This is a genomic window from Morganella psychrotolerans (assembly GCF_965118875.1).
Classification (GTDB): domain Bacteria; phylum Pseudomonadota; class Gammaproteobacteria; order Enterobacterales; family Enterobacteriaceae; genus Morganella; species Morganella psychrotolerans_C.
Window position 1 is genome coordinate 1 of the sequence record NZ_CBCPJD010000045.1, and the last position, 1,511, is coordinate 1,511.

At 50.2% G+C, this 1,511-nt stretch carries 2 protein-coding genes; both read right to left on the reverse strand.

Annotated elements, in window-relative coordinates:
• Positions 1 to 327 (reverse strand): hypothetical protein (locus ACMHKJ_RS19190; protein ID WP_413496427.1); only part of this gene is annotated, 327 nt, incomplete at its 3' end.
• Positions 327 to 1,463 (reverse strand): DNA-methyltransferase, encoded by a 1,137-nt coding sequence (locus tag ACMHKJ_RS19195; protein WP_413496429.1) that lies wholly within the window; start codon positions 1,461 to 1,463, stop codon positions 327 to 329. The genes ACMHKJ_RS19195 and ACMHKJ_RS19190, both read right to left, overlap by 1 nt.
• Positions 1,464 to 1,511: the final 48 nt, after the last annotated feature.

Genomic DNA, 1,511 nt, shown 5'->3' on the forward strand with positions numbered 1-1,511 from the left:
AGCTATCAACTGGTTCTGTTTTTGTTTGAATGCTGATTCAGAGATATCCTGTTCAGTGAGAGTGACCCGGTCTTCTGACCTTGGCAGACGGCGACGCAACGAAACATCTGCTTCATAGACTTTTATTAATTCCACTGCATCAGCCGTAAACCGGAATACCGATGTAGTGCCCTTGCGGCGGGTAACCTCTATTGCGCCGGTTTTCTCTAATACGCGGAACGCAGACCAGGCTTTTGAATGATAAACCCGGTATTTTTTCATCACGTCCAGAATTGTCATTTCAGTGCCCGCCGGTTCAATTGCTGCGATTTGGGTATAAAGCATCATTACGCCGCCTCCCCTGATACCCCTGCCTCTTTCACTGCATGTCCTATACGTGCTGCTGCAGTGACAAGGTGATCAGGGTCCATCTCAATACCAATAAACCGAAACCCTTCCGCTATCGCAGCCTTTCCGGTACTACCTGACCCCATAAATGGGTCAAGCACCGTGCCACCTGCAGGGGTGACCAGTCGGCATAAATAGCGCATTAAATCTACCGGCTTAACGGTCGGATGCGTATTTTTAGCGCCACTGGTACGCCCGGCACCGGCTCTCGGGTTATTAATTCCGGCGCTTTCCTCGGTGCGTCCGCCGGTCATTTCAGACGCTGACGCAGTAACGAAGCGATCCATTCCTTCGTCACGATCAGTTTTGCTGACTTTTGCACAATAAAAGAATCTTGCAGCGGAAGTTTCGGACTCAATGCGTGGCATAGGTGTTTTCTTTATATTTTTTAGTGCGCCGTAAACCTTGTTACCGTTATCGCTACCATCACTTTTAGCCTTTCCCTGCTGCCCCTTTGCATCCGGAAATGCAGAAAGAACCTCGTCACTACCGTCATGGATCACATTTGCAGGCCAGCGCCCTTCACTGTTCTGTGTCCATTCAGCGCCTGGCGGCGTATCGCCATCACGGATGTGAGAAAGCAGACCACCGGTGCCTCCGGCAAGCATCTCCCCGGTAGGCACACGGCACGGGTCGATATTCAAAATCCCGGTTCCGTGCTCATTAACATTTTCGAGAATAGTTGCACTAAATGGCTTACGAGCCATGACAATCGGTTCATGTGCTGGTTTTAATGCCGTTCCCTTGCCCTTGTGTTCACCATCAAGATTTTTCGACTTGGGAAACCCACTGCCATAAATCCACATAATCTGATCCCGTATCTCAAAACCGGCATCTTCAATATTTACGACCAGACGGTGATATGTCCGGCTGCCACCAAATGCCAGTAAATGCCCGCCCGGCTTTAACACCCTCAGACATTCAGCCCACTGTTCGACGGTTGGTACGGAGTAATCCCATTTGTTCGACATGAACCCGATGCCATACGGGGGATCTGTTACGATTGCGTCCACTGAGTTATCCGGGAGGTTTTTTAAGGCATGCTCACAGCGACCGCCAATCAGTTGGTAATTCATCAGATAACCCCCTCACACTGATACGCTTTTACGAACATCCGGATCCGC